This is a genomic window from Sphingobium fuliginis (assembly GCF_004152845.1).
Taxonomy (GTDB): Bacteria; Pseudomonadota; Alphaproteobacteria; order Sphingomonadales; family Sphingomonadaceae; genus Sphingobium; species Sphingobium fuliginis.
In genome coordinates this window covers 422,200-446,120 of record NZ_SEON01000004.1, presented here as the reverse complement: position 1 = coordinate 446,120, position 23,921 = coordinate 422,200, and the positions used below count along the sequence as shown (strand labels likewise).

The window sequence follows — 23,921 nt, the reverse complement described above, 5'->3', positions numbered from 1 at the left end:
TGCCGGAAAGCCCGCCAAGATCGCCATCACCGCCGTCATGCGAAAGCTCGTCGTCACCGCGAACGCCATGCTCAAAGCCGATCGATGCTGGACGCAATCTCCAGCTTGATCATCACGGATACTCTAAATCTTCCGCTTGAGGCCTAGCAGCCATGGCTTCACCCTGCGGGTCGGATGCGGCTTGCCGTCGAGCCGCTTCGCACGGATGATCCTGACCGGCTTGACGATCATCTGACCGCGCATCGGGCCCGATCCGCAGCAGGTCGGCACGGCGAGGATGCGCTTCACCACATCCATGCCCGCGACGACATGGCCGAAGGCGGCATAGCCGATATAATCGCCCCGCGCGTCCATGTTCGGCGTCGGCCCTATGGTGATGAAGAAATTGCCCATCGCGGAATTGGCGCGGTCGGGCCGCGCCATGGACAGCGTTGCGTCCAGATGCCTGATCCCCGTCCGCGTCGTCGGCTCATGGCGGATCGGCGGCAGCGAACGGCGCGCATCGGTATCGATGCCGCCCTGGATCAGCCCCAGCTTCGGATCGCTCTTGCGCCGCGCCGCGCGATAGAAGGTGACGCCGTCGAACCGGCCGTCATCGACATAGGTCAGGAAATTGGCGGAGGTTATCGGTGCCCGGCGATCGTCCGTCGCCACGATGATGGTGCCGAGCGAGGTTTCGATCGCCACGCGGGTGTGGCCCGGTTTCGGCGCGCTGGCAGGCAAGGCGAGGACGGAGCATGGCAGAAGGGCAATCAGCGGAACGACATAACGCAAGGCAGCAGGAGGCATCGGCAACAGGCACGCTTTCAGGGATTGATGTTCCGCCCCAGGCTAGAGCGCCGGCATGCGCGGCGCAACCGGGCGACGTCGGGGGGGGGAGGGAGGAGGCATCGTCCATCGAGATGAGGGCACATGCGCGGCATGGGCGGCGTTGCGCCTTCATGCATGCGGTCTATGGCGCGATTGCGATCACGAGTCTGAAGCGAGCGCCCTGTTCCGAAGGAAGCAGGTGAAGCTCGCCATGATAGGCGTCGAGCAGCGACCGGGCTATGGCGAGGCCAAGGCCCGTTCCGCCGTCTTCCCTCTTGCTGGTGAAGAACAGGTCGAAGATGCGCTGCCGGTCCCCCGGCGGAATGCCGGGGCCGTTGTCGGCAAAGTCGATCCATGCCAGGCGATCCTGCAAGGCGACCACGATGTCCAGCCGCGATGCGCCCGCCTGCCGCGCATTTTCCGCTATCGTCGTCAGCACGGCTTCCAATGCGGCTGCATCCACGATCAGCGGGGGGAAGACCTCGGGCAGATGCAGATCGATGACGAAATCCTCCGCCGTCAGCGCATCCGCCACCGACACCAGCAGCGGCGCGGCGTCCGTGCGCGCGTCGCTTTCGCCCACCAGCACGTCGGCGCGCGCCAGTTCCATCAGCCGCCGGACAAGGCGGGACAGCCGCTGGGCGTCGGCCGCCATATTGGTGAGGAACCGTTGCCGGTCGGCCGCCGCCATGTCCGCCCCATGATCCTGCAACAGTTCGATCGCGCCGGAAATGCCGGCCAGCGGCGTCTTGAATTCATGGCTGACCGAAGAGGCGAAGTCGCGCAGATAGCGGGAACGCTTTTCCAAGCTCTCCGCCATCTGCTCGAAATCCCGATAGAGCGCCCTGATTTCGACCACCTGCAGCGAGGGGTGACGCGGCGCGACCCGGCGGCCCAGCGCCAGGTCGCGGGTGGCGCGGCTCAGGCTTTCGATCGGGCGGACGATGGCGCGCGACAATATGGCCGACAGCAGCACCAGCAGCAGGAAGATCGCCACCACGCCCAGGGCGATCTTGCCGCGATCCTCGTACAGCCCCAGGAACAGCGCACGCGGCGAACGCGACACCAGCAGCACGCCCATCGGCTTTCCGTCGACGCGGATGGGCCGGGCATGATGCAGGCGGATGCTTGCCGCCCGGCTCAGCCATTCCAGCGGATAACGGGTGGCCGTCCCTTCATTTTCCCGCAGCACCGTTACGGCCCTGCCGCCCAGCGCCGCCCTGATCTCTGGCAGCGCGGCGAGACTCCGTCCGCCTTCCCGACCGTTCAGCACCACGCCGCGCCGGTCGAGCATCAGGATCGAAGACAGCGTCGTGACCTTGGTTTCGGCAAAGGCGGGCATCATCCGCCGCGCAAGCGCCAGGGCGCCGCCGTCCGGCCGGTCCCGCGTCGGGGCTGCACGGGGACGCGGCGGCAGGATGGGGGAGGAGCGCAGGTCCACCTCCGTCATCCGGTCATGATAGCGCACGGGCGTGGCGGGCTGGGCGGGATCGGCGGCCATGCCCCTGCCCACCACCGCCGCGCTCGCCGCCAGCGCCGCGCCCTGCGCCACAAGCTCGGCCTCCGTCCGGCGAACAAGCGCATTTTCATAGACCCGCAGGAAGATCGCCCCGAAACCCGGCAGCGCCGCCACGAACAGCAGGGTGCCCAGCAGGATCGTGCGCAAACGCAGCACAGGCCAATGCCGGGCTATCCACCCCTTCAGCCCTGCGATCATGCAGGCGGCGCCGTCCCGCTGCACCCGCCCAGCCGATAGCCGATGCCGGCCCGCGTCTCGATGATGTCGAAGCCGCCGACATCCGCGAATTTACGCCGCAGGTTGCGGATATGACTGTCCACCGTCCGGTCGGTCAGCGCAAAGCCCGGCCCGCGAAACCGGTCGATGATCTGGTCGCGGGAAAAGATGCGCGATGGCATGGCCAGCAGGGTGCGCAATATGGTGAACTCCGTCACGGTCAGGCTGACCTCCTCCGCCCCCCAATGCGCCGACCAGCTTTCCGTGTCGAGGGCGAGCCGCCCATGCCGGATCGTGCCGATCGCCTCCACCGCCGGCGGCCGGGCGGATGTGCGGCGCAGGATCGCCATGGATCGCGCCACCACTTCCCGAGGGGAAAAGGGCTTCACCACATAATCGTCGCCGCCAAGCTCTATGCCCAGCACCCGGTCGATCTCGTCATCGCGGGAGGAGAGGAAGAAGATCGGAACGTCATTATGCGCCCTCAGCCTGCGGCAGACCTCCAACCCATCCATGCGCGGCATGTTGATGTCGAGGATGACGAGGTCCGGCGCGTGCCGTTCGACCTCGGCCAGTGCGGCCTCGCCGTCGCTTGCCTCGATCGTCTCCAGCCCCGCCTTGCCGAAGGCGAAGACGAGCAACTGGCGGATATGGGGATCGTCGTCGACGATCAGGATCGTGCTGGGCATGGGGCATAGGATCATTTCCCCGTCTCCGCTGTCAACGCAGGAACCGCATCGGGGGCCACATGGCTGACCGGCAAGGGCGGCGGGACCAGCCTGCCGGCGCAGTCCCTGGGTCCCGATTTCAGGGGCGCGGGTGCGGTATCCGCCGCAATCGCCCGCGCCTGCTCCAGCCGTCCTTGCCCGGCCCAGGTCCAGCGCTGATCCAGTTCCGCCTCCAGCCTGGCGTGAAGCCGCAGCCTCACCGCCTGCACCCGCTCCCGGAATTCCGGCTGCAAACCGGGTCGCCGTTCCAGCGAGAGCAGGGGCAGGAGGGCCGAGTCCCCAAGCTCGCCCAGATAGCAGAGGTCGAGCGCCACGCCGTGTCCGCCGACCTCCCGCGCATGGCGCACATTCCATTCGGCCGCCACCGCCCCCAGATCGACGAAGCAGATGACGGTCAATAGCAGCCCCGCCGCCGCCAGATTGGCGTTGATCAGCCAGGACGCGCTCCGCTCCCGCAGCAGCCTCCAGCAGATCGCGGCCAGCCCGAAGCCGACCAGGGCCATCCAGACCAGCGCGGCGATCCGCAGGCGGGTAAGGGAATAGGCTTCGATATAATCCGCCGTGCGCAACATGGACGAGGCGACCAGGAAGACATTCTGCCCGATCCACAGCATCACCAGTCGCCGGATCGTCCCCAGGCGCGCGGTTTCCGATCCCGGCCGCAGCGTCACCAGCACGAACAGCGCGGCCAGCAATGCGGTCGCGATCAGCGGATAGGCGCCCCGATGGGCATAGTCCGCCATGGTCATGCCGCCGGGCATCGGCGCCCAGCCCCAGAGCCAGGCGATGTCCATCAGGTTCTGAAGCGCGAAGATCAGGTTGAAGACGACCAGCGACAGCGTCACCGAAGCGACCGACACGCCGGGCAGATGCCGGTCGTGCCTGCCGTCGAATGTCGGCAGCAGGCGCAGCGCCAGGCGCGGCCGCAGCAGGCCCCAGATCGCCGCGAACAGCAGCCCCCAGAAGGCCAGCCGCACGATCAGTTCGGGCGACGGTTCCGGCAGCAGCAGCGAGGAGAAGAATTGCTCGATCAGCGGATTGGCGGCTGAAAAGAGCGTCAGGATCACAACGCTGCCCATCAGCGGCAAAGCCAATGTGCCGAGCGCCGCGTGCAGGCTCCAGCGCCCGGTCCGCCCCGCCGCGCGCAGCTTCAACAGGCGCTTCAGATCGATCAACGGCCCGAATGGCGCCCGCAGCCCCAGCCAGATCAGCCGCTGGAACCAGCGCCATCCATCATCGAAGCGCGCCGTCGCCGGGATCAGCGCGGCCATGCCGGCCGCTACCCAGAACAGCGCCCAGGCCAGCAGGCTCGCATCATGGAGCAGGGCCAGCGCGAACAGCGCCGCCGCGGCCATTGCCAGCAAGGCCCTCCGGTCGCGCCGCAGCACGGGCCGCCCGGCCAGCAGCGCGCTCAGTACGGCCAGCGCGAACAGCCCCAGATAGCCGCCATGGAGATGCCGTTGGTAGAACAGCCAGTCCCCGATCCCGACGATCGTCAAGGCGACCGCCAGCTTCCAGCGAAAGCGCGCGAGCAAGGGCAAAGGCGGCGGCATGGCAGAGGAACCCATCAATCTATCTCCCTGAATGTCAGGGCAGAATGCGGCTTCCCGACGCAGACCGGTGCGTGCCGACGATCAATAATTGGCGCAGTTCCGGTGCAGAAAATGTGCACGGCGCAGCGGAAATGACGGATTTCCGCGGGAAAGGCCCGATGCTGGACGCCGGCGGTGCTGCACGCCGCGCCATTGCTCTCCACCCGTCGCTTGCCAGCGTCATTTCATCGCCCTTATTTTCTCTCTACCGAAGCAGTGGAGAAACGTGCATGCGCGCACATCTTGCAATCACCCTCGCTTTCCTTCCCGTTCTTGTCCTTTCCGGATGCGGTCAGGCGCCCGGCGGCTCCGTCTCCTATGAAGCGGTGAATGACGCCGCCCCGGGCGAAAATCGCGAGCGCTATGACGGCCATCCGGTCAGCCCGGTCCATCAGGTCGCGGCCGAGCCCGTCTCGACCTTCGCGGTCGATGTGGACACGGGCGCCTATGCCAATGTCCGCCGCATGCTGCTGGGTGGCCGGACCGTCCCTGCGGAGGCGGTGCGCACGGAGGAGATGATCAATTATTTCCGCTACGACTATCCGCTGCCCGACGATCCGTTCGTGCCCTTCAGCGTGACCACCGATCTTGCGACGACGCCCTGGAACCCCGGTACGCGGCTGCTGCGCATCGGCCTGCGCGGCTATGACGTGGCCCGGTCGCAACGGCCGCCCGCCAATCTGGTGTTCATGGTCGATGTGTCTGGATCGATGCAGGATGCCGACAAGCTGCCTCTGGTCAAGCAGGCGCTCTCCATGCTGGCCGACGCCCTGCGGCCCGACGACAGCATATCCATCGTCACCTATGCCGGCTTCGTCGAAACGCTGGTCGAGGGCAGCCATGACCCGGCGGAGATCAAGGCGGCGCTGGACGGGCTGGCCGCGAGCGGATCGACCGCGGGCGGCCCGGCGCTGGAGCGCGCCTATGACACGGCCCGCGCCCATTTCATCCCCGGCGGCATCAACCGCATCGTCATGGCGACGGATGGCGACTTCAATGTCGGCCTGTCCGATCGGGAAAGCCTGGAGGAGATGGTGAGGCGGAACCGGGAGGACGGCGTCACGCTCACCACCCTGGGCTTTGGCCAGGGCAATTACAACGACGCGATGATGGAGGCGGTGGCCGACCTCGGCAATGGCAACCATGCCTATATCGACAGCGCCATGGAGGCGCGGAAGGTGCTGGACGAGGAACTGTCCTCCACCCTCTTCACCATTGCCAGGGATGTGAAGGTGCAGGTGGAGTTCAACCCGGCGCTGGTCAGCCAGTATCGCCTGATCGGCTATGAGAATCGCGGCCTTGCCGAACAGGATTTTGCCGACGATCGCGTCGATGCGGGCGAGATCGGCGCCGGGCATCAGGTGACGGCGCTCTATGAGATCGTCCCGGCGGGCGAGGCGGGTTGGCTGGCTCCGCGCAGATATGCCGCCAATCGCGCCCCGGTCGTTCCGGCGGGGGACGGTGGAGAGATCGCGACGGTCCGCCTGCGCTACAAATTGCCTGAAGAGACGCGCAGCCGCCTGATCGAAAAGCCGGTTGCCTCCGCCCTCCTTGCCGAAGCGAGCATGCCGCGGCGCGACATGGCCTTTGCCGTGGCGGTCGCGGCCTTCGGACAGAAGCTGCGGGGGGACAGGCGGCTGGGCGACTTCGGCTATGCCGACATCGCCCGCCTGGCGGGCAGCCAGAATGACTATTGGCGGCAGGAATTCGTCCAGCTCGCCCGGCTTGCGGGCCATGACGCCGATCCATGGCTGAGGTGAACCCGGGGCGGGACCGGCCGTCCTGCGGCGGGACAGGGGTCACACGGTCGGCACCGTCCCGCCGTCGATGACATATTCGACCCCGGTGATGGCCCCCGCGCGATCCGACGCCAGGAAGGCGATGAGGTTGGCGACTTCTTCCGGCCTTGCCGGCCTGCCCATCGGTATTCCGCCCAGGGAGTCCATGATGATCTTCTTGCCCCGGTCGATGTCGCCGCCGTGTTCCGCCGCCAATCGGCGGGCCAGTTCGATGGAGGCTTCCGTTTCGATCCAGCCGGGCGAGACGCGCACGACCCGGACCCCGCTGGGCGCCACTTCCTTAGAGAGGCTCTTGCTGTAGGTGGACAGGGCTGCCTTGGCCGCCGCGTAAGCTGTCGTGGCTTCCGGCAGGGGCAGCTCCCGCTGGATGGAGGTCACATGGATGACCACGCCATGGCCCCGCGACACCATGTCCGGCACCAGTTCCCGGTCCAGCCGGACGGCGGGCAGCAGGTTGAGATCCAGTTCCTTGCGCCATTGGTCGTCGCTAAGCGCGGAAAAACCGCCTGCCGGAGAGGAGGAGCCGCCCAGCATGTGGACGATGATGTCCACGCCGCCCAGCCGGTCCTTCACCGCTTCCGCCAGTTCCGCGCAGCCCACGGCCGTGCTCAGATCGGCGGCGACGAAACGCGCATCCGGCATGTCGGCCGGGCGCGTCCGGGCGGTGGTCAGAACATCCGCGCCAAGGGTCTGGAAGAGGCTGACCGTAGCCGCCCCCGTTCCCCGCGTGCCCGATGTGATCAGCGCCCGCTTGCCCCGGAGGGTGAGAAACGGCGTCATGCGCCGAACTTCCGATGCGCCGCCGTCGACCCGATCAGCGGCCGGTCATGACGATCGGCCCTCATGGCACGATCTCCAGCTCAGCGATCTTCCCGCCTTCCAGCATGAAGAAATAGCGCAGGTCCAACGGACTGCCGGGGAAATCGCCTGCCAGATGGCAGGCCACGACAATGCGGTCACCCTCTTTCGCGAGGGAGAAGGGTTCGGCCGTATAATTATATTTTCTGGAGGACTCCGCTTTCCAGTGCCCGATTTTTGCTCGGCCCCGGTAGATATTGCCTTCATCCCTCACCACCGCTGTCTCGGTGAAACAGCGTGATACGCTGCCCGCGTCCTCGGCGCGGTCGGCTTCGAAATAGTCAACTATAGCCTTTGGCAGATCGATAGCCACGTCTCTTCTCCTTCCATTTCCGACAGCCGGGGATGCGTGCGTCGATCCCTGTCCGGCTCGATCGTCGCATCAATTTAGGGGTGGATATGCTGCGCGATAATCGGGATAAAGGGGGATACGGCATCCCGAAAAGCAGGACAATGGCAAGACATAGCCTGATCGAACTCGATTCCGTCATCGCCATCATGCGCAAGGGCTCTTTCCGCGCTGCGGCGATCGAGCTTGGCATGTCGACCACCGCGCTCAGCAATGCGGTGGGCAAGCTGGAGCACCAACTTGGCGTGCGCCTGTTCAATCGCACCACCCGCAGCGTTTCCTTGACCGATGCCGGTCGGCATTTCGTCGGCAAGGTCGGTCCCGCGCTCCAGGACATTCACGAGGCGATGGACGCTGCCCGGTCGCAGCAGGAGACGCCTTCGGGGACATTGCGCATCAATGCGTTCGCAACCGCTGCGCGGGAAATCCTTGCGCAACTCGTCCTCCCCTTTCTGCGGCGCTATCCGCAGGTTCATGTCGACCTGGTTACCGAAGGCCGGCTCGTGGATATCGTGGCTGACGGTTTCGACATCGGCATCCGCCACGTCGACCTGGTTCCCAGCGACATGATTGCAGTCCCCCTTGGCCGCTGTCGGCGCTACGCCGTCGTCGCTTCGCCCGCCTATTTCGGGCAGCGTGACAAGCCGCAGGTGCCGCCGGACCTTCTGACCCACCCATGCATTCGTGTCAGGCTGCCGAATGGAGCCCTTTACCGCTGGCAGTTCGAAAAGGATGGCCGGCAGGCTCAAATCGATGTCGACGGGCCGATCACACTGGATGAGGCCAGTCTTGCGCGCATTGCCGTCCTGGACGGTTTCGGCATAGGCTTCTTCATGGAATCCGATATTCAGGAAGACGTGGCCGCAGGACGTCTCGTTCGCGTTCTGGAAGACTGGACACCACCGCTTTCATCACTATGCCTCTATTATCCAAGCCGGCGAAATCCGTCCGCGGCGTTCAGGGCCTTCCTCGATCACGCCCGCGATTTTGCGGCATCGACGGTCGCGACGCGGGAAACCGGTTAGCAGCAGCGGAAGTTTGCCGTTGGAGGGCTGTATAGTTCTGCGATCCTTTATCGTGCTTTTGAGAGTGTAGATGATGAAATCTGGCAAACCGGCTTATCTGCTGCTGGCGGTTGCGGCGGGGACTTGCTCTCCAGCGGCGCTGGCCGGCTTCTACACCGGGGAAGAGCTTTACGAGCTTTGCTCCACTCCGCGCAGCAGCAATGATTATCTGGAGAAGACCTATGAGTGCATCGCCTATATCACCGGCGCCGTCGATGCATTCAATACGACGCGGGAGGTCAATAAACTGAAAAGTTGCATTCCGGCCGATGTGACGATCAGCCAGCTGAGGAATGTGACGGTGGATTATCTGCGCGACAATCCGGAAGAACGCAGCGCTTCGGCATCCAGGACCGTATTCGCTGCGACGCGAAAGGTCTGGCCATGCCCCAGGACAAGGAAGCGCTGACCCCGGCGGGCTACGTGCATCGGATCGGGCGTGATGGGGAAGGCCTGATGGGGCGGCGCTCGACATTCCCAACCCTGCTGACCAAGGCAATGTCATATATGATCTGAAGCGAACCTGCCGGTCATCCATTGGTCAACAAGCCTAATAGTTGGCTGAGAAATAGCAATTTGATGGAAAGCGAAGCCTGGAAGTAACTATGCGGCCTTGGGGGAAGCCGCACATTGAGGTTGAGATTGCTATTAGCCGCTAGCAGAATGCAACTCGCGTTGACGCGCCATAATGTCGAGGATCTGTTGCCGATCCTTGTCATTCCACTGCTGACGCTGCCGTCGATGGCGATCCTCATCCATTCTGGCCGCATTGATCTGGCCCCTTTCGCCCTCAGCGCATCGCTGCTGATGACGATCGGACAGATGGGTTTCTTTGTCGCGGGTGAAGTCGTCTCCGTTGATCGTCGCCAACAGTTGCTGGATATCATCGTCGCCAGTCCGGTATCCTATGCCGTTATTTTGCTTGGGCGGGTGGGCGTGCTCACCGCGCTCGGCATACTGGGATTTGAGGAGGGGTGGATAATCGCCTGGGGTGTCTGTCGCCGCCCAACCGTGCACTCGTTCTCAGCGTCGACGAGAAGTCCCAGATCCAGGCGCTCGACCGCGAGCAGCCGGTTCTGCCGATGATGCCCGGCGTACCTGAGCGCCGCACCCACAGCTACGTTCGGCACGGCACGACCTCGTTGTTCGCCGCGCTCGACATCGCCTCAGGCTTCGTGATCGGCAAATGCTACAAGCGCCACCGGGCAACCGAATTCCTCGACTTCCTCAAGCAGATCGACGCGCGGGTCAGCCATCTTGCCCTGCGGTGCAGCGGACCGACGGTTTAGGCTGCTGTCATCGGAAGATCTCTGAAAGCCAACTCAACACGGCTAGGGATCAATTCGGCACATCCTCTCGGAAACGCTCGATCTGATGCATGCGCTCGTGCAAAATGGTGACAATACCAACGGCACCATCGGACAAGATACGCCAATAGACATAATGATGCTCATACCGGCAATAGAAGCCTTCGACGCCGAGTCCCCGGGGGATATCCCGCCAAGCAATGCGGCGTTCGGCAATATCTTCAAAGCGAACAAAAAGGCAGCGAATATAACGGTCGGCCTGATCCTGTCCCCATTGCTCGCGTGTATAGTTGTAAATGTCATCTATCCGGCGGCCGGCGGCCGGCGGCGTGCTGCACGCGATAACTGATCATGAGACTTAGTTGCGAGCGTTACGGGCAATAATTGCGTCGGCATCAAGCGGCAGATATTCGTTCTCTGATACGGCAAATGCGGCGGTCAACTCGGCCTTTAAGAGCGCCAACCGTTCGCTCTCGACCCGTTCCTTGTCACGCCGAATCAGGTCTCGAACATACTCGCTCACATTTTCATAGGCCCCCGCCTCCCCGACGTTAGCGGACACAAAATCGCTGAGAGAGCCGCTGACGCGGACATTCAAAGTTATAGATTTCGACATAAGACCAGTCCCCTGTCCACAAGATAAGGAATAATGAGGACGGAAGCAAGGGCATACGTCAGCAGCAGTACGGGCAGCGCCGGTGACGACCCTTGCACTAACCCGCTCTACGGGAGGGTCGCTTGGGGCGCGTTAGTGCGGTAAATATGGGCCTTTAGCGGGCGAGGTTGCCCACTGAGGTTGGAAGTTTCTTCAGCGAAGAGGAACTTGCCGTGACTGTCTCGATCAACACCGCCCCGATCAGCCTACTGCGTCAACGGATGTAGCACGACATGATGATGCGCGGTCTCGGTCCCCACACCCAGAAGGATTATGTGCGCCATGTGAAGCGTCTGGCTGCCTTTCTCGGCCGCCCTCCCGACACGGCGACGCCTCGTCCGGCCGCACATGACGCTTGGTCGCCATGAAGCTGTGCACGGTTGCCGCCATTGGTCCGTCGCCTCGTCGTCGTGGGCTGGACGAATGCGGTCGAGACGGCGTGGCAGAAGGTCAGCGGAACTTATTCGCTCTGCTTTGACTGGGATTTCGCGCCCAACTGGGTGATCGAAAACATCGACTGGTCAGATCCGGCAAATCCGTATCGGTTGCCGACGACATCGGCACCAACTTGTGCACACCCCATGCACCGAAAGTCGATACAATGTTGATACATGTTCGTGTTATGATAATGTATTATCAATATCGATACGGTGGAGATGGTTATGCGTGTGCGAGTGAAAAAGTGGGGTAATAGTGCTTCGGTCAGGATTCCTTCCTCGATTATGGCCGCGGCTGCGCTGCATATCGATCAGGAGGTGGATGTCAGGGAAGAAGAGGGCCGGGTCATCATCGAGCCGATCACCGCACCTGCCTTCACTCTTGAGGGGTTGCTGGCGGGCATGAAGCCTGAAAACTTTCCTGAAAACGTCGATTTCGGTCCGCCTGTCGGCAATGAGCTTTGGTAATGGCCAAATATGTCCCCGACATGGGCGATATCGTCTGGCTAAACTTTGATCCCCAGGCTGGACATGAACAGGCTGGTCATCGACCTGCCCTTGTCCTGTCACCGGCAGCCTATAATCGCGTGCGCGGGATGATGATTTGTTGTCCTATGACGAGCAAAATCAAAGGCTATCCCTTTGAGGTGTTAATCAGCCAGAACCTGCCAAGTGCTGTATTGGCAGATCAGCTCAAAAGTGTTGACTGGATGACACGGAAGGCGACCAAAAAAGGAACAGTATCGCAAGCGGCGCTGCTGGAAGTTCAGGCAAAAATCCGTGCTCTGTTGGCGATTTAACCTATATCTCGTCAGGCGATTTTTCTGCCCCATGGGCAGCGTTCCCCGGCAAAAAATCTCGCGGGCGATCCGCTGGAAAGGATGGCGGCATGCCGACCTGCCTCGTGCGTGCATGATGAAGGCAGTCCGTCTGCCTCGACGTTTTTCGGCGTGGTCAGCGGAGGCGATCACTCTTTGCCCGGTTACCAGGCGCAAACGCCGCAGTCTTCGTCAATCTGTGTCTTGCATGCTACTATCATAAAGTGATATTCATCATCGACAGAGGAGTTTGGCCATGCCTTCCAGTTTCACCCTGGGGCCGCATTTCGAGGGCTTCATCAAGCAGCAGGTGAACAGCGGCCGCTACGCGTCTGCCAGCGAGGTCGTTCGCGACAGCCTCCGGCTGCTCGAAGAGCAGGACGCCATCCGCCAGGCTCGGCTTGACGCGCTCCGTGCCGAGATCGAACGGGGCGCTGCCAGCGGCCCGGGCATTCCCGCCAGTGAGGCTTTCGCGAACGCCCGGCAGCGGATCGCGAATATGGCCGCCGGCGCTACCGATAGTTGATGGGTCTCGAATTTTCGCCGGCTGCTGCTGCTGATCTTGTCGCGATCGCCACCTTTACCGCGCGCGACAATGTTCTTCTGGCCGTCACCTTCGTTGATGAACTCGAAGGGGCTTGTGCGAAGATCGCCGACTTCCCCCGGTCCGGCGTTGCCCGGCCTGAGATTCGTGCCGGGCTCCGGTCCAAGCCGCACGGCAGCTATGTTATATTCTACAGCGTTTTGGTTTCGGTCATCCGCATTGAGCGCATTCTGCATGGCCCAGCGCATCGAGCGCCGCGATCCGTACCCGATCCCAGTTTGGCCAATGACCACCTTTACGCCGTATTGCTTCGGCCGCGTCGAGCGCGGCTATCGCCTCCGCCGCGCGGCCCGCAGCCAGCAGGCGCTCGGCAATGGCTGCGGCTATCGCGGGATTATGGCGCTGGTCGGCCGGACATTGCGCGATGAAGGCATCGACATCGCCCAGCGCATCGGCAATGTCGACCAGCGCCTGGCGGACAAGCCGCTCATGCCGCCGGGCTTCCATCTCATCCTCGTAGAAAACGCCGCCTGAGCCAAAGCCGATGACGCGCCGTTCGCCCTGGGGCGGCCGCTGCTGTACTTCGCGCGCCATGGCCTCGAATTTGCGCCTGAGGGATTTCAATCCTGCTTCGCCAAGCGGCTCCGTCATCAGGGTGACGAGGCCGTGGAACTGGCCATGGTCATTGTCGCAGACGCTGTCGAACACCCGGTCGACAAGCTGGTCAGTGGGCAGGCGGGCCGCAGCGGCCAGCGCGCCAAGAACAGAGAGTGCCGTTGCAAACACGGTGCCCAGCGTACCATGGCTGTCGTCGCACCAGCTGAGCACCGGACGGGCCAGCGCGATCAGCTTCCAGAGCAGCTCGAACGCCGTTGCCGGATCGGTGGGCGCGATATGCTCCATGATCGCGCGCCGCTGCGCCTCGATATCCCGGGCGAGGGGCTTCACCTTGTTCCAGTCGACAAAGGCCTCCGCCTTGGCGATGGTGGCGAGGCGCTTGGCGACCTCTCCAGCGACATCGCCGCTGCCGTTTGCGCTGGCAAGCTCCAGGCGCAGGCGCCGCTTGGTCTGGGCATCCACCGCCACGAGCTCCAGCAGTAATTGCGCCAGCCGATTGGCGCCCAGCGTCTCGAGATTGGCCTGGTTGAGGGTTTTGGAAGAAGCCATGGAATCTGTCTGTCGTCAGATGGTGCAGGGCGTCAAGGGTGGAACGGTGTGGGGTTTGAGGCTGGGTGACTGCCCGCGCATGCGCGGGCAACGGGCTGACGGGCTGGCGCCCCGAGTCCCGCTGCTCGGGTCTCGGCCCTCGCGGGCGTTCATCCCTGCCGTGGTGGCGTGTGGGGAGGGGGGGAAGACATCGCGCGGCTGTCAGTGGGCGATACACGCGCGCGAATGGGGACCTTGGTCTGGAGAGGTCGTGCCGATGCGGAGGCGGACGCGTCCAGCCGCGCCGCCGGGATCAGACAAGAGAGGGATCTCAGATTTTTGTCGCCGAAAAATGGGTTTCGAGCGACAGAATGAAAGGTCAAGTCAATGAACATCGTTGAAGTTCGTGAAATCAACGGTCGCCTCGAAGGCCGCATCGCCACCCGCACGATCGATCTCCCCCGGAGCGGGCTGCGCAAGGTCGAGAGCATGAATCCCAGGGCGCCCGCCTATGAAGTCATCGCCCTCAGATCGGCAAGACCGTAACGTATAATTATTCAGCCTATCTCCAGGCCAATTATCGCCTGACCGACCGGCTGACGCTGACCGCCGGCGGGCGCTATATCAGCATCCGGCGCGCATTCGATTTTCAGGGCGTCAACTATGACCTGGACGGCCATCCGATCGATCCGACGTTCTATCCGCAGGTGAAGACAGGCGGCGCGATCCCCGCGCTGGGCGTCACTGTCGCCGCGACGCAGGTAAATTTCGACAATAGCGGCGTGCTCAACAAGAAGACCTGGCATGCGTTCACGCCGAAGGCAGGCATTTCCTACCAGGCAACGCCGACGATCTTCCTGTTCGCCAACTATGCCAAGGGTTTCGACGCGGGCGGCTTTACCGCGCGCTTAACCTTGCCACCGCGCTGCCCTATGATCCTGAGACGGTCAATGCGTTCGAGATCGGCTTCAAGACAGACTGGTTCGATCGCCGGCTGAGGGTCAACGCTACAGGTTTCTATAACGACTATAAGGATCTGCAGACAGCGGTGTCGGCGTTCAGTCCGATCTCCGGCACTTATGTCAGCACGCGCGGCAATGCGCCGTCAGCGCACACGCAGGGCTTCGAACTGGAAACCTCGGCAGAGCCGACCAACAATCTGTCGCTGGCTTTCAATGTCACCTATCTGACAACCGAATATGACGATTATTCGGCGCCGGCGCTGGGCACCGTTCCCGCCTATAACTATACGGGCAAGCAATTTCCCGGTCAGCCGAAATGGCAATATTTCGCGTCCGCCGACTGTTCGATCCCGATTGAGGGGCTGGGCGCGATCAAGTTCGGCGGCAGCGTCAACTGGCAGACCGGCTATTTCTCCGACCAGCTCAACAATCCCCAATATCGGATCGGTTCGAAGCATTTCGTAAATGCCTTCATCGGTTTCCAGACTGCTGACAAGCGGTGTGATTTCACGCTGACGGCGCGCAACATCGGCAATGAATTTTATTATTCTACGCTCACGCCGATCGGCACGGCCATCAAGGCCGGGCCCTATGCGGGCACCTTGCTGCTGCAAGGCGCTCAGAACCCGCCGCGCACCATCTTCTTCAAGGTCGGCTTCAAATATTGATCCTTTCCGCCCGCGGCCACAAGCGGCTCTTGCGTGGCCGCGGGCGACCTGCGCTCCTCGTGATCCCTCAGTCCCCGCCATGAAAGAAACATTCCTGTCGGGGCCGGGCGCACATGGCGATCAAGCTGGGACAGGCCATGTTCGAGACTTGGGTGATACACCCCGCGACGCACGTTACCCTCCATGAGGCGGCGCGCGAGCTTTCGCGTGAGGACGATCCGATGGATTTCCTGGCGATCATGACGGCTGGAACTTGATCTGCGGAAGAGCTATATCGGGCTTATGGCAAAGCGGAGCAAAATGGCTTCGGCGAGCATGCGCGACGGAAAGACCGGGATTATCATCGGGCCTGCGGGCTCGAAGCGCACGCGGACGGTCACCACCAAACTGGGTAATGTGACCGTCAGTGCCCAGAAGCCGTCGGCCGCGCTCGTCAAGGATAATGTCAAGCGCAGCTCCCAGGCGTTGGAGCGTGCCGCGGCTCGTATCGTGCGGGGCGGGGTGGCTATTCCTCAGCGCAAGAATGTGCCGCTCTATTCGGTTGATGAAGATAATCCCAAGATCGTCATCCGTAAGCTCAACGGACAGGTGAGTCGCGGCCAGCTTGTCGACGGCAAGTTTCAAGAATTTGCGTGACGGCGCTCAAGGGCGCGGTAGACCAGATACTTTCCGCACAGGTCAGGACCGACAAGCCGCTCGCGATCATTCTGGCCGGTCATAACGGGTCGGGCGAATCGACGATGTGGCGTAAGATTCTTGCGCAAAAGCTCCAGCTGCCGTTGCTGAACGCGGATCGCATGATGCTTTCGATTCTGCCGGAAGCCCAGGGGGACGGATCGCTTGTGGACTGGGCGCAGGAATTGCGCGACACAAACCTCGGCTGGATGCAGGTGGCGTAAAATGGCGTGAATACGTTCGCCGCCCATGCCATGGCCGCGAAGGTGCCATTCGCAACCGAAACCGTCTCCAGCCATTGGGAAGAGCGGCCTGACGGCACGGCTGCCTCGAAACTCGACACGATAACCGATCTTCGGGCGGCGGGTTATTTCGTCCTGCTATTTTTCGTCGGTCTTTCGAACGCCGATCTGTCCATATTGCGCGTCAGCCAGCGCGTGCTTGAACATGGCCACGGCGTCGACACCGGCAAACTCGTCTGCGGTTTCCCAGGACGCAGAAGGCCATATCGCACGCGCTGGGCGTGGCCGACGCCTCCATATTGACGGACAACAGCCGTGACGAAAAGCGGGCCTTCACCGTGTGCCGGGTCCAGCTTGGCGGCGAAGCGCTTTATGACCTGCGGGATGGCGCGGACAAGGTCCCACTGGCCATCACCGAGTGGCTCGACGTCGTAAGCCCGCTCGCCTGATGAAGGGGCAGTTGATCGGGAACGGCTGTTGATATTTGCATGCGAATAGTTGGGACAGGCAGGTCAAAGCCTGCCGCATTCGCAACCTGTCCGTGTCTACGCGCAAGTGGGCTATGGTGACGACTTCGGTTCAATAAGCTGAATTCGAGGAAAATGTCCCACCGATCGCCGCCTGAATCTCAGCGCGGCCGGACCTTGCAATCCGGTCGCGCTGAGGCCGGTACTGTCCGCCGGCTGCGGTCAGTCGACGAAGATGGCCTGGAACACGATCTTGTCGTCGCGCACGATGAAGGCGTCCTTGCCCGAGACCTGCTGGGGCTGCCCCTTGAACTGGACCCAATGCAGGATGACGCTGTCCGGGCCGGCCGGTTCGATGGTCGTTTCCATCGCCTTGATGCCGGGATGATGATCCTTGTCGGTCAGCGTCGTGAAAACGCGCCGCGCCTGCGCCTGACCCGAATAGATGCCCGGCCCCTTGGCCGGCGCCTGATCCGCGACCAGCCCCTGGGGAGTCACGACGACGGTGTCCGCGGAGTAATCGTCCATGATCGGCTGCAACTTGCCGGCTTTCATGCTCTCGACATGACGGGCGACCACTTCGGCGGGTGTGGCGGCTTGGGCGGCCCCGGCCAGGCAGAGACTTAGGAGGGTGGCGAAGGGGAGGCGGAAGTCCATGTTGGCGGGGCCTTTCTCAAGCATTTCGGGGGGAAGGGTGGGTTGCGGGCCGGTCATCCCTCATAGGGGATGCCCGCTTCATGATCGCGGATGATCTGCCTTACGGCGTCGGGCTTCACGGGCAGCTTGTTCTGATTGGCCTGGAGCCAGGCGAAGAAGTCCGCCTCGATCGCGTCGGTCCAGCGGGTGTCGATCTGGCCGGCGGTATATCTGCCCTCGCGCAGGCGCATATGGCCGAACATGTCGCGCAGCCGCGTATTCTCCGACAGCTTCACCACCTTTTCGGCCAGTTGCGGCGGGATGAACAGCACGCCGCCGTCCCGGCCCAGCACGACATCGCCGGGCATGGCGGTCGCCTTGCCGATGCGGATCGGACCGTTGATGCCCACCATCGTCGAATTGAGCCGCGCGCCCGTCGCCATGGCGCCGAAATGATGCGACGGATCGTAGGAGCGGACGAAGGAAACGAAATTCGGCAGTTCCCTGAGGCCGTTGATGTCGCGCACCGCCCCGTCATAGACGACCCCGTTGCCGCTGCGGGCGTAGATGGCGTTGCCGACATTGTCGCCGATCGATGGGCCGTCCTGCTTCAGCCCGAAATGGTCGCTGACATAGACGTCGCCCTTTTGCAGCATGTCGACCGGCCAGGCGTTCATGGCGCCCTTGCGTCCGTCGTCGGCGCCCTGCTTTTCCAGCACGGTCTGGATGTCCGGGCGGCCGGGCAGCCATTGGGAGGTCAGCGCCCGACCGACCAGCACCTTGTCGGGGAAGATGGACAGCCAGCCATCCTCATATTGATGGTTGAAGCCGGCGCTGCGCAGCGTCGCCCAGGCTTCCTCCAGAGTGACTTCCCGCATCCGCTCCAGAATGTCGTCGGGGACCTTCGGCCGTCCGTCCGGAAAGCGTTCGCCGGTCCAGGCCGGCGTATGCCGGATCACCTGTTCGCGCGTGAAGAAGCCGTCCTCGGCCAGCGCGTGCTGCGGCAGCAGCATGGCCGCGAAGGCGAGGGCGGCGCCCATCAGCCGCCGGTCAAATCCCATGGCTCGGTCTCTCCCCATCCAGTGCGTGGCGCAGCGCCGATCCGCGCAGCGGCCGGTCGGATCTTCCATTCTAGAATTCCGGCGGCATCTGGTCGTTCGCGCCGCCGCGCGGCACCTCGACCCCTGCGGCCCACAGTATTCCATTCACCAGGAACCGGCGTTGCTGCGGATAGAGGTGCATGTTGTCATGGAAGTCGTTGCCGCCCCACACGACCGAACGTCCGCCGTCGGGCCGCTCATAGGCCCAGGCGACCGGACCGCCGGTGCCATTGGCCGCCTGTGACGGCCGGGCGGTGAGCAACGGCGTGCGGCGGGGATTGTCGGGCAGGAAATAGCGCGCGTACATTTCCTCCCGCGGCGTCCAGGGCTTGACCCCGCGCAGGATCGGATGCTTGCCGGGGATCGGCCTGATCGCCCATGTGTCGACGGGATTGTGCGAGACATAGGGAATCCAGACGCCGCCCAGCCAATCGTTCAGATAGAGGCGGCCTGCCCGGTTATCGACGAACATCGTATAATGATAGACGACCAGCCCCGTCTTCCTGCGCTTCAGAAGCGCGTCGAAATCCTTGAGCGCGGCACTGGTCTCGGCATTATAGCCCAGACCGTCCGTTTCGGCATATTGCTGGAAGATCGCCCCGGTTTCGCGCTTCAGCCAGTCGCCATTGCCGTCGATCACGATGGCGTCGGCCGCCTCCAGCATTGCCCGATCCCGCGGCTTTTCTCCGACGACGACCTGCGTCTTCACCTCCCGCGCCGCGCCGGAATGTTCGAGCAGCCAGGCCAGTTCGCGCAGGTCCTTCTCATATTCATGGCGGCCGGGCGCGCCATGCTGCTTCGGTCCCGCGAACAGCAGGATGCGCACGGGCGGCAAGGGCGCCGTTCCGGCCGGCATCGGCAAGAGGAAAGCGACCGCCATCGCCGCCAGCGCCGCACCCGCCGGGCGCGGGGCACGGGAATGGCTTCGCTTCCTGCCCGGCGGAGCAGCCATATTGCGGACCTTGCGGGCCCAGCTTGTGAACGTCCCTTTCAACTCATCCTCACCAGCAAAGATTCGTATCGCGACTCTCTCGGTCGATCCTATCCTATATGATCTGCCACAAACTGGTGGACATACCAAGACCCCGCCGCATATTTCCTGCGATCATGTCTTGGCGTTGTTCGGGGAGTGTTGGTGCACGCGCGTCTGCCACTGGCTGAGACAGAGCAGATCATGCCGCTTCTACCGGCCATCTTGTGCCGGATCTTGGCTTGAAGGCATTCACTCCACAGCCTGAACGCCTTTAGTCGGAGCGAACCATGGCTGATCGCGATTTGGAAGGGTCTGCTTGGCCGTCCTTACCGGGGAGCGGAAAGCCTCCGCAATGCCTGGCTGACCGCGAAGGCGATGAATGCCTTGGTGGGATCTGCCAATGGCCTGATCACCTATGTGGCCATGCCTTATTTCAATGACGCCGTCAGTCCGGCGGGCTAGCCGCAGATCGCCCGCACGCGCCGATGTTCCTCTGCCGCCGGTAGAAATCGCGCCGGGACCGACGCGGGGGTTCCCGAATCATGCAAATCCTTCTTTGATGCGTCAGGCTGCGCGATCAAATCGCGACGCGATACATGAAGATGAAGGTCAGATGGAAGCAGACGGCGCCATATTGCAGGATGAAGATTATGCGGCGCTGGCGGAATTCCGCTTCGCTCTGCGACAGTTCCAGGCGTTCAGCAGCGAGCGGGCGGCCAGGGTGGGACTCACCCCGCAGCAGCATCAGGCCTTGCTCGCCCTGCGCGCTGCGCCGGCCGAGGATGCGACCGTCGGCTATGTCGCGCGGCGACTGTTGCTGAAGCCCCACAGCGCGACGGGGCTGGTCGACCGGCTGGAAAAGCTGGGGCTGGTGACGCGCCATGCCAGCGCCACGGACCGGCGGCGCTCGCAATTGCAATTGACGCTGGGCGCTCTGGACCTGCTGGCGAAGCTGTCGGCCACGCATCGCGATGAGATCCGCCGCTTGCGTCCGCTGCTCAACCAGTTGCTGGCGCGCTTTGCCTAGGAAATTTCAGGCCCCAGGATAGCGGTGGAGACCTGCTCCAGCCCTTGCGGCAGGACATGGCTGGCGGGCCCAGCCCGCTACCCCCGTCGGTGGTGCAGGCGCGGAACCGCGTCGGATTGCCGGCGGACCAGGCTGTAGTCCAGTCGCGCCAACCCCCGCCCGTCGACTTCTTCCCCGCCCTTCATCGCTTCCGCCAGCAGGGTCATGGCGGCCCGGCTCATGTCGCGAATCGGCTGGCGGATGGTGGTGAGCGTGGGCCAGATCGCGGCGGCAAGCGGCGTGTCGTCGAAACCGCAGACCGTCAGATCGGCCGGCACGCTGATCTGACGCTGATGCGCGATGGTGATGGTCGCCGCGGCCATATCGTCGTTGCAGGCGAAGATCGCTGTCGGCGGCGTCTTCAGGCTCAGCAGATGCGCCGCCGCCTCCAGCCCGGACCGGTAGCTGAAATCGCCCTCGACGATATAATCTTCCTCAACCGGCAGGCCTTGCGCGGTCATGGCGACGCGAAAGCCCTCCAGCCGTCGCGCGCTGGAACGGTGCTGGGGATTGCCCTGGATGAAGGCGATGCGGCGGTGGCCGAGGTCGATCAGATGCCGCGTCATCTCGCTCGCGGCCTGGCGGTCGTCTATCGCGACGACCATCATGCCATGGTTCTCGTCCGGCGCGATCGCGACCCAGGGAATGCCCTGCCGCCCGAGCGCCTGCGCCAGTTCGTCCCAGTCGCACAGGGGCGGCGGCACGATGACGCCGGAAACGCGCGCCTGAAGAACCTGGGCGACGATGTCCTGCGCCGTGGCGCCCATCTCGCACTGTTCCACCACCAGGTGGAGGTGATGCTTCGCCGCCTCGTCCAACCCGCCCAGCAACAGTTCGCCCAGATAGGCGGAGGTCGTCGTATTGCGGTAAAGCAGCGCCACTCGCCGGTCGTCGCCCCCGGCCAGCGCCCGGGCGGAGACATTGGGCGCATAGTTCAGTTCCGCGATCGCCTTTTCCACCCGGGCTCGGGTCTGGGGGCTGACCCAGCTCTGCTTGTTCGCGACGCGCGACACGGTCATCACGGACACGCCGGCCCGCGCTGCGACTTCCCGGATTGTCGGCGGCTTACGTTCGTTCATGGTCGTTCACGGCCTAGCCTTTGCGGCCATTGAAAGCCAGTCATGGATTGCCCGGCGCATAGGGGAAAGCGAGCGATTTGTACCAGTTCAGATCATGTTCCGGCGGTGCCGTGCCCGCCGGCAGCGGGCGTTTGGACAGCGTCTGGAAATAGGCGATGCTGGCATCGCGCCACCATTTCGCCTCGCGATGCTGGATGCCGAGGAAGGACTGCGTCTGGGCGAAGCGTTCCGCATCGACATAGGGGCGCAGGCTGTCCCACGTCCTGCGCATGGCCGCGACATAGGCGACCCCCGCGTCATAATGGCGGATGAGGCCGTTCCACAGGGTTTCGCCCGATTTCAGCTTCGCGTCCCAGCCGACATGGTGGAACCAGAGGAGGTCGCGTTCCGGCGTCGTCTTCGGGTCGGCGAGCATCCTGGCGACCGGCGGGGCATATTGGGCGATGGCGTTGCTGCCGGTCCTCGTCCGGTCGAAGCCGATCCCCTGCGCGTCCGCCTTGTGATAATAGACCGGGTTCCATTCGGGCCGGGCAAGCTCTGAAATCCAGGGAGCCGGGCCGTAATGATGGCCGGTGCCCATGACATGGGACAGGCCGAGCGGGGTCATATAGTCGACCGCCGCCTCCCGGGATCCCATCATCATGGCGACCACCCGATCGGCCACCTTTGCATCCGTCGAGAAAGTCTGCGCCGCCCATTCGCGTGCGATTGCCTCCGCCGACAGATCCGGATCCCAGGCAAGGCGGCCGAAGGCGTACCAGTCCGCCTGGTTGAAGATCGATCCGCTCCAGTCGCGGTCGGCGCCGATATTGGCGACGCCGGCAATGCCGGTCAGCTTGTGGCCCTCCAGCGATCCGTCGATCACCCTGGCCACGGTCGACCCCTTGCCGCGGGCGAAGGTGTCGCTTTTCAGCGTCTCCTCGAACAAGGGGCCGAGATAGGTGAGGTGGGTCGACTGGCCCAGATATTCCTTGGTGATCTGGAATTCCATCATCAGCGGCGTCCGGGGCATGGCGCCGAACAGAGGATGGAAAGGCTCACGCGGCTGGAAGTCGATCGCGCCGTTCTTCACCTGCACCAGCACATTGTCCGCGAACTGGCCGTCCAGCGGCTTGAAGTCGTTATAGGCCTGCTTGGCGCGGTCGTCCGGATTGTCATGCGCATAGACGAAGGCGCGCCACATCACGATGCCGCCATGCGGCTTCACGGCCGCGGCCAGCATGTTCGCGCCATCGGCATGGGTGCGCTTGTAATCCTGCGGCCCCGGCTGCCCTTCGCTGTTCGCCTTCACCAGGAAGCCGCCGAAATCGGGAATGGCCCTGTAGATCTCGTCGGCCTTCGCCTTCCACCAGGCGGCGACTGCCGGGTCGAGCGGATCGGCGGTCCCGAGGCCGGACAGCTCCATCGGCGCGGTCCATTTCACCGACAGATAGACCTTGATGCCATAGGGCCGGAACACGTCCGCCAGCGCCGCCGCCTTGGCGATATAGGGCGCGGTCAGGCTGTCGGACCTGGCGTTCACATTGTTGAGGACCGTGCCGTTGATGCCGATGGAGGCATTGGCGCGGGCATAGTCGGTGTATCGCGGCCCCTTCCAGTCGGGCAGGCGCCACCAGTCCCAGATGGATTGCCCGGCATAGCCGCGCTCCACCGTGCCATCCAGATTGTCCCAATGGTTGAGCAAGCGCAGCTTCATGCGCGGCGCGCTGCGAATGTCGAGCCGGTCCAGCGGGGCGCCCGTTTCCGCCAGCCGCAAATAGGCATAGGCGCCATAAAGAAGTCCGGCATCGCCATTGGCCGCGATCACCGTCACGGACTGGCCGTCCAGCGTGACCGAGCGAATGGCATAGCCCTCTTCGCCCAGCCCATCGAGCTTCACCGGCAGATCGGGGGCGGAAGCCGGAGTCGCCAGCCAGATCGCGCCATTCATAGGCTTGTCAGCCAGCGCCGGCGCCGCGCCATTCGCGCCCGCAAGGCCACGCATCAGTTCATCGCGGGCGGCCAGCGCAGTCGCACCGCGGCCCGGCGCAACGACCGCCGTGGCGTGCCGCGCCATTTTGCCGCCATCCTGCACCTTTTCGTGCCGCAGCCACAGATCATAGCCGTCCTCCGCCATGGCGGGCGCCGTCATCACGGCGGTGGCGACGGTCCAGCAGAACAGGCGCGCGAACATAGATCCCCTTTCCTCTCCTTCCCGTCTTCGCCCGAACC

Annotated in this window: 28 protein-coding genes and 3 pseudogenes; 17 read left to right on the top strand and 14 right to left on the bottom strand. The window is 63.6% G+C overall.

The window, feature by feature from the left end; translation table 11 throughout:
• Nucleotides 1–123: 123 nt before the first annotated feature.
• From EWH10_RS13020 to EWH10_RS13005, 4 genes are all read right to left on the bottom strand, one after another.
• On the bottom strand, nucleotides 124–789 hold the full coding sequence (locus tag EWH10_RS13020) for a peptidylprolyl isomerase (RefSeq protein ID WP_065846325.1): 666 nt from the start codon (nucleotides 787–789) through the stop codon (nucleotides 124–126).
• A 163-nt stretch (nucleotides 790–952) separates the two neighbouring features.
• Nucleotides 953–2,527, bottom strand: a complete 1,575-nt coding sequence (locus EWH10_RS13015) for a sensor histidine kinase (RefSeq protein WP_065846364.1) — start codon at nucleotides 2,525–2,527, stop codon at nucleotides 953–955.
• On the bottom strand, nucleotides 2,524–3,234 hold the full coding sequence (locus tag EWH10_RS13010; protein WP_048575622.1) for a response regulator transcription factor: 711 nt from the start codon (nucleotides 3,232–3,234) through the stop codon (nucleotides 2,524–2,526). The genes EWH10_RS13015 and EWH10_RS13010 overlap by 4 nt, the downstream gene beginning before the upstream one ends.
• Nucleotides 3,235–3,245: 11 nt before the next feature.
• Complete coding sequence (locus EWH10_RS13005) at nucleotides 3,246–4,841, bottom strand: DUF4153 domain-containing protein (RefSeq protein WP_065846326.1); 1,596 nt, start codon at nucleotides 4,839–4,841, stop codon at nucleotides 3,246–3,248.
• Between the two features lie 254 nt (nucleotides 4,842–5,095).
• On the opposite strand from EWH10_RS13005, the gene EWH10_RS13000 reads away from it, so the two are divergent.
• Entirely contained in the window at nucleotides 5,096–6,625 is a 1,530-nt protein-coding gene (locus EWH10_RS13000; protein ID WP_065846327.1) for a vWA domain-containing protein, read from the top strand.
• A gap of 39 nt (nucleotides 6,626–6,664) precedes the next feature.
• Here the strand turns inward: EWH10_RS13000 and EWH10_RS12995 are convergent, their stop codons facing one another.
• Together EWH10_RS12995 and EWH10_RS12990 are read right to left on the bottom strand one after the other, a co-directional pair.
• Nucleotides 6,665–7,444, bottom strand: a complete 780-nt coding sequence (locus tag EWH10_RS12995) for an SDR family oxidoreductase (protein WP_048575607.1) — start codon at nucleotides 7,442–7,444, stop codon at nucleotides 6,665–6,667.
• 61 nt (nucleotides 7,445–7,505) lie between these two features.
• On the bottom strand, nucleotides 7,506–7,835 hold the full coding sequence (locus EWH10_RS12990; protein ID WP_048575606.1) for a nuclear transport factor 2 family protein: 330 nt from the start codon (nucleotides 7,833–7,835) through the stop codon (nucleotides 7,506–7,508).
• Between the two features lie 140 nt (nucleotides 7,836–7,975).
• Between EWH10_RS12990 and EWH10_RS12985 the strand changes: the two genes are divergently transcribed.
• From EWH10_RS12985 to EWH10_RS12970, 4 genes and pseudogenes are all read left to right on the top strand, one after another.
• Nucleotides 7,976–8,896 (top strand): LysR family transcriptional regulator, encoded by a 921-nt coding sequence (locus tag EWH10_RS12985; RefSeq protein ID WP_065846328.1) that lies wholly within the window; start codon nucleotides 7,976–7,978, stop codon nucleotides 8,894–8,896.
• Nucleotides 8,897–8,966: 70 nt separating this feature from the next.
• Complete coding sequence (locus EWH10_RS12980) at nucleotides 8,967–9,344, top strand: Rap1a/Tai family immunity protein (protein ID WP_226870093.1); 378 nt, start codon at nucleotides 8,967–8,969, stop codon at nucleotides 9,342–9,344.
• A 254-nt stretch (nucleotides 9,345–9,598) separates the two neighbouring features.
• Nucleotides 9,599–10,021 (top strand): hypothetical protein, encoded by a 423-nt coding sequence (locus tag EWH10_RS21900; protein WP_065846329.1) that lies wholly within the window; start codon nucleotides 9,599–9,601, stop codon nucleotides 10,019–10,021.
• Nucleotides 9,931–10,179: pseudogene (locus EWH10_RS12970) on the top strand (IS630 family transposase); the annotation flags it as partial. The gene EWH10_RS21900 and the pseudogene EWH10_RS12970, both read left to right, overlap by 91 nt.
• A gap of 94 nt (nucleotides 10,180–10,273) precedes the next feature.
• On the opposite strand, the gene EWH10_RS12965 reads toward EWH10_RS12970, so the two are convergent.
• Nucleotides 10,274–10,540 carry a type II toxin-antitoxin system RelE/ParE family toxin gene (locus tag EWH10_RS12965; protein ID WP_229742590.1) on the bottom strand — a complete coding sequence of 89 codons (267 nt, stop codon included), beginning with the start codon at nucleotides 10,538–10,540 and terminating at the stop codon, nucleotides 10,274–10,276.
• A 60-nt stretch (nucleotides 10,541–10,600) separates the two neighbouring features.
• A complete protein-coding gene (locus EWH10_RS12960) occupies nucleotides 10,601–10,858 on the bottom strand; it encodes a ribbon-helix-helix domain-containing protein (protein ID WP_044660858.1) in 258 nt (85 codons plus the stop codon).
• Between the two features lie 701 nt (nucleotides 10,859–11,559).
• On the opposite strand from EWH10_RS12960, the gene EWH10_RS12950 reads away from it, so the two are divergent.
• From EWH10_RS12950 to EWH10_RS22030, 4 genes and pseudogenes are all read left to right on the top strand, one after another.
• Nucleotides 11,560–11,802: an AbrB/MazE/SpoVT family DNA-binding domain-containing protein gene (locus tag EWH10_RS12950; protein ID WP_082166021.1), complete on the top strand. Its 243-nt coding sequence runs from the start codon at nucleotides 11,560–11,562 to the stop codon at nucleotides 11,800–11,802.
• Nucleotides 11,802–12,134, top strand: a complete 333-nt coding sequence (gene mazF / locus EWH10_RS12945) for an endoribonuclease MazF (protein ID WP_044660856.1) — start codon at nucleotides 11,802–11,804, stop codon at nucleotides 12,132–12,134. Before EWH10_RS12950 ends, mazF begins: the two co-directional genes overlap by 1 nt.
• Before the next feature lie 274 nt (nucleotides 12,135–12,408).
• Nucleotides 12,409–12,678 (top strand): type II toxin-antitoxin system ParD family antitoxin, encoded by a 270-nt coding sequence (locus EWH10_RS12940; protein ID WP_044660855.1) that lies wholly within the window; start codon nucleotides 12,409–12,411, stop codon nucleotides 12,676–12,678.
• Nucleotides 12,678–12,875: pseudogene (locus tag EWH10_RS22030) on the top strand (type II toxin-antitoxin system RelE/ParE family toxin); the annotation flags it as partial. The gene EWH10_RS12940 and the pseudogene EWH10_RS22030, both read left to right, overlap by 1 nt.
• A 31-nt stretch (nucleotides 12,876–12,906) precedes the next feature.
• On the opposite strand, the gene EWH10_RS22025 reads toward EWH10_RS22030, so the two are convergent.
• Entirely contained in the window at nucleotides 12,907–13,863 is a 957-nt protein-coding gene (locus EWH10_RS22025) for a DUF6880 family protein (RefSeq protein WP_052628150.1), read from the bottom strand.
• 366 nt (nucleotides 13,864–14,229) lie between these two features.
• Here EWH10_RS22025 and EWH10_RS12930 point away from each other — a divergent pair, with 366 nt between their 5' ends.
• The 7 genes and pseudogenes from EWH10_RS12930 to EWH10_RS21885 all read left to right on the top strand — a co-directional run bounded on the left by EWH10_RS12930 (nucleotide 14,230) and on the right by EWH10_RS21885 (nucleotide 16,838).
• Nucleotides 14,230–14,388: a hypothetical protein gene (locus EWH10_RS12930; RefSeq protein WP_371873087.1), complete on the top strand. Its 159-nt coding sequence runs from the start codon at nucleotides 14,230–14,232 to the stop codon at nucleotides 14,386–14,388.
• Nucleotides 14,373–15,472: pseudogene (locus EWH10_RS22240) on the top strand (TonB-dependent receptor). The gene EWH10_RS12930 and the pseudogene EWH10_RS22240 overlap by 16 nt, the downstream one beginning before the upstream one ends.
• Before the next feature lie 113 nt (nucleotides 15,473–15,585).
• Nucleotides 15,586–15,729 (top strand): hypothetical protein, encoded by a 144-nt coding sequence (locus EWH10_RS21760; RefSeq protein ID WP_157009786.1) that lies wholly within the window; start codon nucleotides 15,586–15,588, stop codon nucleotides 15,727–15,729.
• A gap of 43 nt (nucleotides 15,730–15,772) precedes the next feature.
• A complete protein-coding gene (locus EWH10_RS12920; protein WP_226870094.1) occupies nucleotides 15,773–16,108 on the top strand; it encodes a hypothetical protein in 336 nt (111 codons plus the stop codon).
• Nucleotides 16,105–16,371: a hypothetical protein gene (locus EWH10_RS21895; protein ID WP_197565242.1), complete on the top strand. Its 267-nt coding sequence runs from the start codon at nucleotides 16,105–16,107 to the stop codon at nucleotides 16,369–16,371. Before EWH10_RS12920 ends, EWH10_RS21895 begins: the two co-directional genes overlap by 4 nt.
• Before the next feature lie 30 nt (nucleotides 16,372–16,401).
• Nucleotides 16,402–16,692 carry a hypothetical protein gene (locus EWH10_RS21890; RefSeq protein WP_207212585.1) on the top strand — a complete coding sequence of 97 codons (291 nt, stop codon included), beginning with the start codon at nucleotides 16,402–16,404 and terminating at the stop codon, nucleotides 16,690–16,692.
• The gene (locus tag EWH10_RS21885; RefSeq protein ID WP_207212584.1) at nucleotides 16,671–16,838 is read left to right on the top strand and encodes a hypothetical protein; all 168 of its coding nucleotides are present in this window, start codon (nucleotides 16,671–16,673) and stop codon (nucleotides 16,836–16,838) included. The genes EWH10_RS21890 and EWH10_RS21885 overlap by 22 nt, the downstream gene beginning before the upstream one ends.
• Nucleotides 16,839–17,078: 240 nt before the next feature.
• Here EWH10_RS21885 and EWH10_RS12910 read toward each other — a convergent pair whose 3' ends face one another.
• The 3 genes from EWH10_RS12910 to EWH10_RS12900 form a co-directional block, all read right to left on the bottom strand.
• Entirely contained in the window at nucleotides 17,079–17,513 is a 435-nt protein-coding gene (locus tag EWH10_RS12910) for a nuclear transport factor 2-like protein (protein WP_044662922.1), read from the bottom strand.
• A gap of 53 nt (nucleotides 17,514–17,566) precedes the next feature.
• On the bottom strand, nucleotides 17,567–18,553 hold the full coding sequence (locus EWH10_RS12905; protein ID WP_065846332.1) for an RraA family protein: 987 nt from the start codon (nucleotides 18,551–18,553) through the stop codon (nucleotides 17,567–17,569).
• A 70-nt stretch (nucleotides 18,554–18,623) separates the two neighbouring features.
• Nucleotides 18,624–19,586 (bottom strand): ThuA domain-containing protein, encoded by a 963-nt coding sequence (locus tag EWH10_RS12900; RefSeq protein WP_226870096.1) that lies wholly within the window; start codon nucleotides 19,584–19,586, stop codon nucleotides 18,624–18,626.
• A gap of 592 nt (nucleotides 19,587–20,178) precedes the next feature.
• Between EWH10_RS12900 and EWH10_RS12895 the strand changes: the two genes are divergently transcribed.
• Nucleotides 20,179–20,592, top strand: coding sequence for a MarR family winged helix-turn-helix transcriptional regulator (locus EWH10_RS12895; RefSeq protein ID WP_065846334.1), 414 nt, complete (start codon nucleotides 20,179–20,181; stop codon nucleotides 20,590–20,592).
• Between the two features lie 77 nt (nucleotides 20,593–20,669).
• On the opposite strand, the gene EWH10_RS12890 is transcribed toward EWH10_RS12895, so the two are convergent.
• On the bottom strand, nucleotides 20,670–21,710 hold the full coding sequence (locus EWH10_RS12890; RefSeq protein ID WP_065846335.1) for a LacI family DNA-binding transcriptional regulator: 1,041 nt from the start codon (nucleotides 21,708–21,710) through the stop codon (nucleotides 20,670–20,672).
• A 40-nt stretch (nucleotides 21,711–21,750) separates the two neighbouring features.
• On the bottom strand, nucleotides 21,751–23,883 hold the full coding sequence (locus EWH10_RS12885) for an alpha-glucuronidase family glycosyl hydrolase (protein WP_065846336.1): 2,133 nt from the start codon (nucleotides 23,881–23,883) through the stop codon (nucleotides 21,751–21,753).
• Between the last annotated feature and the right edge of the window lie 38 nt (nucleotides 23,884–23,921).